General features: G+C 32.9%; 8 protein-coding genes. All 8 read right to left on the bottom strand.

The genetic code is table 11. The features are described 5' to 3' along the window. A partial coding sequence (locus tag Q7O55_RS08025; RefSeq protein ID WP_303929637.1) for a hypothetical protein occupies window positions 1-301 on the bottom strand: 301 nt, incomplete at its 3' end. Between the two features lies 1 nt (window position 302). Beyond that, window positions 303-1,448, bottom strand: coding sequence for an ATP/GTP-binding protein (locus tag Q7O55_RS08020; RefSeq protein WP_303929636.1), 1,146 nt, complete (start codon window positions 1,446-1,448; stop codon window positions 303-305). Window positions 1,449-1,646: 198 nt separating this feature from the next. Next, entirely contained in the window at window positions 1,647-3,128 is a 1,482-nt protein-coding gene (gene rfaE2, locus Q7O55_RS08015) for a D-glycero-beta-D-manno-heptose 1-phosphate adenylyltransferase (RefSeq protein WP_303929635.1), read from the bottom strand. Then, the gene (gene gmhA, locus Q7O55_RS08010) at window positions 3,121-3,681 is read right to left on the bottom strand and encodes a D-sedoheptulose 7-phosphate isomerase (protein WP_303929634.1); all 561 of its coding nucleotides are present in this window, start codon (window positions 3,679-3,681) and stop codon (window positions 3,121-3,123) included. Before gmhA ends, rfaE2 begins: the two co-directional genes overlap by 8 nt. 74 nt (window positions 3,682-3,755) lie before the next feature. Beyond that, complete coding sequence (locus tag Q7O55_RS08005; RefSeq protein ID WP_303929633.1) at window positions 3,756-4,820, bottom strand: acyltransferase; 1,065 nt, start codon at window positions 4,818-4,820, stop codon at window positions 3,756-3,758. 55 nt (window positions 4,821-4,875) lie between these two features. After that, window positions 4,876-5,946, bottom strand: coding sequence for a glycosyltransferase family 9 protein (locus tag Q7O55_RS08000; RefSeq protein WP_303929632.1), 1,071 nt, complete (start codon window positions 5,944-5,946; stop codon window positions 4,876-4,878). Then, the gene (locus Q7O55_RS07995; protein ID WP_303929631.1) at window positions 5,927-7,063 is read right to left on the bottom strand and encodes a glycosyltransferase family 1 protein; all 1,137 of its coding nucleotides are present in this window, start codon (window positions 7,061-7,063) and stop codon (window positions 5,927-5,929) included. The genes Q7O55_RS08000 and Q7O55_RS07995 overlap by 20 nt, the downstream gene beginning before the upstream one ends. Window positions 7,064-7,066: 3 nt before the next feature. After that, entirely contained in the window at window positions 7,067-8,467 is a 1,401-nt protein-coding gene (gene wzx / locus Q7O55_RS07990) for an O-unit flippase-like protein (RefSeq protein WP_303929630.1), read from the bottom strand.

The raw sequence follows: 8,467 nt of genomic DNA, 5'->3' as shown, positions 1-8,467 counted from the left end.
TAAGACCATTTAACAAATGATACCCATTGGAAGTTTTTCTTGTTTGCGGATCTGGCTGTGCTTTATCTAAATCTGCAACAACCAAAAATACCTTATATAATTTTTCATTGCTTTCAATGTAATTTTTAAATTTGCCATATCCAGCACCATCAATTGAAACAATCTCAATATTAGGGATATGACCTAATAAATCCTCTATATATGTACTTTCAGTTGGACCTTCACAAACGATTAATATTTTTAAACTCGTCTTAATATTTTTAGCCAATCGTTTTCTTACAACCTTTTTAGAGCTAGCCATATTAAATTACCTCAAATGAACCTTGTAAAAATTCCAGTGCTAAACGCTTTTTATTAGTTCTCAATTGAAAATCTGCTAAAGAATTAACAACCGTAGATAATGAATGATCTTTTGAAACAATATATATTTGTTGTGGTGCAAATAAAGATAAATCAAATAACTCTAAATTATGAGATGTTACAATTAATTGACCTTTTCTATTCTTAGAGGAATTAATAATTTCATTAAATAGTAAGATAAGGGATTTTGTGCTAATAGAAGCGTCAAGTTCATCTACTAAAATTGTCTTACCTAGATGTACCTCTAACAAATTAATTAATAAGAAAACGATTCTCTTAATTCCCTTGGACTCAAATGCTAAAAGAAATCTTACAGGCTGCTGGTTATCATCTAGTCGTACAATCTTGACATCATAATTAATCGTATCTGAATCATCAGAAATACGCTCTTCAAACTCGATATCTTTAATAGTAGGATCAACCTGTCTCAAAATCTGTATCGCTAACTCTTTATTATTTTGAATTAACTCTCTACGTTTATTAGAAAATGTTATATTAAACCATTTAACATCAGAATTCAAAAACATATCTGTTACTACAGAAATATTATTAACAGTAGTAACAAACTCATTATATATATCAGTTATAAAATCTTTTAATTTCGATAAAAGTGTTGAAGTGGATTCTCGAGAGTAAATATCTTGTATCTTCTCATCTAGTGATAAACTATATAATCTATTATCAGAAAATTTAAAAATAATATCTTGATTCTTAATAAGCTCTTCATATATTATTTGTTCATTTTTATTGACCTTAATTTTATACTCGAAACTATTACCTTCATCAGACTCAACTATTATTTCAAAAAAAATAGTATCAGATAAACGATTAAAAACTCTTTCATTTTTAATTGGCATCCCTGTAGAAATTATTTGTTGTAAACCTAATAAAGCATATAGAATATTAGTTTTACCCACAGCATTATTACCAAAAATAACACTAGATTTAGTAGGTCTATTTACACTAGATAAGATATAATTTTGCTCATATTTTGTTGATATAATTTTTTGTCCCTTAAAAGCAGAAAATGTGAGTTCTTGAAGTTGATCAATTGATGCAAATCCAGCAACTGCAAAATTAATTAACATATCACAACCTCCTTTTCCCCATTATATCACCGAAAATAATCTTAATCAAAAAAATGGTTTATCTTCTCGAATTAAGTAAATGAGGGTTTCTATATAATAATTAAATAACTTAATTGTAGATTTGGATACGGTTCAATTTCATGTTGCAATTTAAGACATCTTTTACATGCATAACATCTCATATTTAACTAGGAATTATCATAATTTATTGTCTTTTACTAAATTAGCAATTTTATTTACCACATTAGTGGTTGAGTATCCGTCTTTAAAAGATAGAATTTGTACTGAGTCTACAAATTCACGTCCAATTACTTCGTCTACTTTATAGTCTCCACCCTTAACAAGTATGTTAGGTCGAATAGTTTTTAATAATTGGAATGGAGTATCTTCATCAAAAAGTACAACACCATCTACACAACCCAAAGCACTCAATAAATAAGCCCTATCTTCTCCCTCTACTAAAGGACGAGTTTCCCCTTTAAGGCGCCTTACGGAAGCATCAGAGTTTAAGCCTATAATAAGTCGATCACCTAGTTGAGCTGCTTCTTGCAAGTACGTAATATGCCCTCTATGAAGAATATCAAAGCATCCATTAGTAAAAACAACTGTATCTCCTTGATCTTGCCATTGTCGAACTAAAGTCTTCATTTCTTCCCAAGAATAGAGTGACTTTTCTATAGATTTTCCTTCTTGAAGAGACATCCACAAGTCAATTAATTCTTGTCGATGGATAGGATAAGTACCCACTTTAGATACTACGATACCAGCTGCTCCATTAGCTACATGAAGAGCTGTCCGCATAGAAAGATTAGCCGCGATAGAGCAAATCATCGTAGCCACAACTGTATCACCAGCACCAGATACATCAAAAACATCTTGTTGAGTAGCTGGATTATGCCAAATTCGGCCATCTCTAGCAATAACAGAGATACCCTTTTCAGATCTAGTAGCAATAATATATTGAATATTATTAGTATCTAGAGCCTCTTTAGCTGCAGTCACTATATTATCATCATCATTTCTAATAAAGTAACCAACTCGTTCAGATAACTCCTTCACATTAGGAGTAATAAAGGTAGCCCCATCATACTTATTCCACTGAGCTCCCTTAGGATCAACAATAGTCGGTATCATATATTGATTAGCCAAGTTGAAAATTTGTCTTAAAAGAGTGTCTGTACAAACCCCTTTTCCATAATCAGAGATAACAATTCCATCTAATCCTTTTTGGCAGAGAATAGTCAGCCAACGAATGAGTGCCTCCTCTTCTTGCGTGTCAACATCTCGAACTGTCTCAAAGTCTAGCCGCATCATTTGTTGACGAGCACCTAAAATTCGCATCTTAGTTATGGTAGATCTTTCGTTAGAAATCACTACACCACTTTTATCAATACCATTAGAATCTAATAAGTCTTGTAAAAGGTTTCCATGGGTATCTTGTCCCGCTACTCCACCGACATATACATGGACATCCAAATTGGCAAGATTCGCAGCAACATTTGCGGCCCCACCAAGGACTTCTTTCATCTGTTTTACTCGATTCACAGGGACTGGAGCTTCTGGAGATATACGACTTACGTCACCAAAAACATAACGATCTACCATTAGATCGCCAATGACAGCTATACGAAGATTAGGCAGACTATCATGTAAGAACTTATTAATAGTTTTCTTAATCATAATCTTCCTCAACAATTTCACAGATAATATGCCCTACCATTATATGCATTTCTTGAATTCGGGCCGTAGTCTTAGACGGAACAGCTATCACGGCATCACAAAGAGCACCAAGTTTACCGCCACCTTTACCAGTAAATGCAACTGTTTTTAGACCTTTCTGTCTTGCTAGTTCTGTGGCCTTAACCACGTTCTTAGAATTTCCTGATGTAGAAATGCCTATTAATACATCTCCAGCCTGTCCCAAACCAGCTACTTGACGAGAAAAGACATCATCATAAGAATAGTCATTTGCTACCGCTGTCAAAATAGAAGTATCTGTTGTAAGAGCAATAGCAGGTAAAGACTCTCGTTCTTTTACAAAACGTCCTACCAATTCAGCTGCCAAATGTTGAGCATCAGCAGCTGATCCCCCATTACCACAGAAAAGAATTTTATGTCCTTTATCAAGAGCATTCTTACATATATCCGCAACTACTCGAATCTCTTCAATATAATTACGCATCTTCGTATGAGTATCTAAATGATCATCAAATCTTTGTGTAATAATATCCATAAGTAATGCCTCCTATTTATATAATGAACTAATATTAATGCTAAAAAGCATATTAATTCCCTAAACAATAAATCCTATATAATCTCTTTACTTTTAAGCCACGTGTTTAACCGTCCCGCCAGCGATTTTACTAATGGATCCATTGGCCGTTCTACAAGGTAAATACGTATCTTATCAATAAGTACACAGGTTATAAAAACAAGTAATACTATCGCTATTAACCATAAAGGGAAAAACCATTGAGTATAAACATAAGAGTCATCTAGTAGGCTAAGGAATATCCAATTTTGCAAACGCCCTATATGGAGAAGATATACACTAAATACAGATGTAGAGAAAAAGGTAATTATCTTTCCACAAAATGGTCGTATATCCTTAAAACCTAAAAAGAAAAATAACGCTGTCAATAATTCAGTAAATTTATAGGTTGGCCATACTAGAGCAAATATATCTATGCTTTTACCAAAAGACTGATTTACATAAGCTATGCCCCAAATTGATCCCGTTACTAGTATCATCAATATAAAACCATACAATAGATACTTAAGATGACCCTGTATAGAGTAAATTTTAATATATGAACCAAGCGTATATAAGAATATAAATAACAATATATGGTTATAAGTATCCATCCAAGAATTTCGTGTTATGGTTGGTATAATACTAAATACAAATAAACCTAGAACTATAAAAGCTCGATGCTTGTTACGTGACATCCCCTTCAATAATGGATTTAAGAAAGGCACCAATAGCATAAGAATTAAATAGGATGAAATAAACCAATATTCATTATAGGTAATTGGCAATAATATCATTATAATACTTTTTACACTTACATCGGCAACTCCTATTTTAAAGGCTATAAGACCACATATAATAGAGTAAAAAAGTGTTTGTAGCCATAATTTAATAACACGACGACTATCAAACTCTTTCATACATAACAGATAGCCACCAATTATTACAAAGGCGCAATTTCCTATAGCACCACCCAACCTTGCAAAAGCAAGAGTCAGCCAATTCCCTGTAATAGGCATAGAACTATTAATAGATATAACACCATGATCTGACATATGAAATGCTATGATCAATAACATACAGACTATACGAAATAGTTCAATCCCCAAATTCCTATTCATATATTTCCCCATATAACTAATATAATCTAATAATTATATAATTAACCTACACAGATTATAATCTCTTATTATTCTCATAATCTAATACCTGATACACAGTATCCATCACTTGTTGTGGAGTAATTTCTGTTAAACAACGACGATGTTTGCAATGAATATAGTTATCTGTTCCATAACAGTACTTGCAATCCATATCATGTTCTACAAAGTAACTACACGTTGAAAATGCACCATGATTTTCAGGGTTTGTGGGACCAAATATTGATATAGTCGGTACCGATAAGGCCCCCGCTATATGTTGCATTCCCGTATCAATACCTATAGAACAGGTACATCGTTTAATAGCTGCTATGCTTTGTTTAATACTGCATTTTCCCACTAAATTTATAACATGTGGTAACTTTAAAAACTCGGTTAGCTCTTCTAATAAGGGTATCTCTTGAGGTCCTCCAATTAGTACAATTTGATTTCCATCTTTCACCAATAGTTCTAGAAGATTATGCATTCGAGTAATTCCCCAAGCCCTAGGAAAAACACGACCCGTTCGTAACCAACGATTGGTAAGGGATGGATCTGCATTACCAATACATAAACCAATAATAGGTCTTGATTGGTCTAAACCATCAAAATAATGACATATAGATTTATCACTATCAGTACCTACATATAACTGTGGTCTTAATTCATCACTAACCTCTAAACCTAAAGTCCTAACATTAGCTTCTACAAAATGTATATCATAGTCAAATTTATTAGTGCCCGAAGCTTGAAAACCTATATGTTGTTTTACCCCACATAATTTCATAAAAAGCTGTGATTTTTTGACAGGAGTAATAGCTGCACTAATACCAAGATCAAATTTCTGTTTACGTAAATAATCTATAGTTTTTAAAGTATTAATTATAGATTTATAAATATCAATAACTATGATTTCGTCTACCAAGATATGCGATGATTCAATAATATCACGACCAGCATTCATCTTACACAATACTGTAAGCTTGGCATTAGGAAATAAATAACGTACCCCTTTTAATAAAGCTAATGAACATACTGTATCGCCTAATCCATGCATGATTTCCACTAAGATATGTAATTGATTAGAACTAGTTTTTACTATATGCACAATAGAGCTCCTCTAATCGCTTTGCCTCTAATCGAATGTTATAGCCTTTAGTATTGATACTATCATTAATATTAGAACGATCATATACTTCAGTCTGCTGACTGTTAATCTTATTATATATTTGTTCAGTCTCAGTCGCCCAAGAAGTCATATCATCATCGGTAATACCTATACGTTTTGCTAAAGAATCATCTATAACCGCCTCATCAGTAACAAATTTACTCATTAGCAATGGTAAATTTGTTGCCTGTGATTCAACCGCAACTACTGCCAATCCTTCATACCAGGATGGTAAATAAAATATATCAAACAAGCTATATAATCTATATACATCATTTCGCAAACCTAAATAGGTAACGGAATCTGCTATACCTAATGTTTCAATTTGATTCAAAATCGTTTCACGTAATGGGCCATCGCCTACGAGAACAAGATGTGCTGTAGGTATTCGCTTTAATACATAACTAAAAAGTCGTACTAAATACTCATGATTTTTTTGATACATAAAACGTCCCACATGACCAATGATAAACTTACCCTCTAAGTTTAATTCTTCACGTAAAGTTTCTCGGTATCCTTCATTGTATTGGAAACGCTCAATGTCTACAGCATTATTAATAATATGTACTCCTGTTTCAGCGCCATATAACCAACGCGCCACAAGACGACCACAAGCAAAATGATAATTAGCCACAAATGTGGAAAACGGGCGTAATACAAGTTTCATAATATTGCGTTTTGTTTCACTTTTAACAGTTGTACTATGACCATGTAAAATACGAACCTTAGCACCTGCTAGCCATGCAGGTCCTAGTGAAAACACGCCCAATGTCGTCATATGGCAATGAACAATGTTATACTTATGTTCCTTTACTATATGATAAACACCTTGCATAAAACCAAATATATTTTTAGAGTACGATGGTACTTTATAAACTTTACCACCCATAGACTCAACTATATCTGTAATATCTACGATATTGTCATCATGTACAACAAAGTCAAATTGTACCTTTGAGCGATCTATATGTTTATAATAATTCATCACAACGGATTCTACTCCGCCACCAGCTACGATACCAATGACTTGTAAAACCCGTATTGGTTCTGTGTTCATAATTTACCTCTTAACTTTACTAAGAGCACTTTCAATACCTTTCACAATTGATTCTATCCAACTCATTTCCATTTCCTTATGCGCCTTGTAGAGCCAGTACCAACTGTTATACATCAATTGAGATAAAATTATCCCCCCAAGTAACCCCAAAATACCAAGATCGAAAAATTTCATAAATACAAGAGATAGCACAAGGCCTATTGCAGAAGATAGAATGAAGCTTTTTACATAGATAATACGATTAGTACAAGAGAAATAAGATGTATAACAATTCCGATAGTAAATAGCAAATTGCATAATACTTGCGCCCCAAAGAACTGTATCAGAAATAACAAAATTAGACTTAATCATATTTAATAGTGGCAGCCCAACAAGCCATAAACCAAATATACCAACCCAGTAAATCACAATAAATGATGTCACCGAAAAAGAAAATAATTCTCTTAAACGAGGCTGATCCTTAGTGATATATGCATTTTGAAAGGCTGGTTGGTATGTATTATATAGTGTACTAGCAACAACAGCTACTGCAGTAGTCAGTTGAATAGCAATAGAATACATACCAGTTTGTGTCAAACTTAAATAGAATGATGAAATAATAATAGTTGCTTGAGTTGATATATAATTAGATATAGATACAATCCCATCTCGCCACGCATTATACCAAATAGTTCGGAATATATCTGCTGTAGATGTAGTAACAAGATTTGTAGCAGATCTCAATTTCTCACCAATATGCTCATATTTATAAAAATATCTATGCCCAAAGAGTTTAAAACCAAGACCATATATAAGGTAGCCTATACTCGCCCCAATAATACCAAAACTCAATAAAAGTAAAATAATCGTAAATATCATTTGCAATAAACGAGCATAAACAATACTTTTATTAGCCAATGTAATAGCACCTACACCTCGAAGAAATGAGATATAGTAGCTGTAATAAAGATTCAAAAAAATTCCAAACCCATACGCTGCCCATGCGATATAAGCTTCCCAGCGAGAACTTGGACTAACTAAGCTACCTATATAATACATTCCTAAAGTGTACATTAACACTAAAGCACTACCACCTAAGATAGCATAAATTGATTGACAAGCTTTAAGAACAGCTTTTAATAAGGAAAAGTTAACTTCTTTTGATTCAGAAAAAACAACATGCTTTGCTTTAAGTTCTTGAGCACCACTCCAACAATACGTTATATTACGAGCAAAGGTAATGGAAAAACCAAAATCAAATAATAAGGCAATAGATCCTATACTAATAAATACATACCATAATCCCACCATATCAGGTGTAAAGAAATAGATATAAAGTGGCAATAATAAGAGATTTACTGCCATCGTGAGAGCCATACTTCCATAAGACCATAAAACATCTCTTTTTTTGATGGAAATATTCAT

The sequence above is a fragment of the Veillonella parvula genome, assembly GCF_945949885.1.
GTDB lineage: Bacteria > Bacillota > Negativicutes > Veillonellales > Veillonellaceae > Veillonella > Veillonella parvula_B.
Note: the sequence above shows the minus strand (reverse complement) of the source record. Positions and strands in the feature narration are given on the sequence as shown.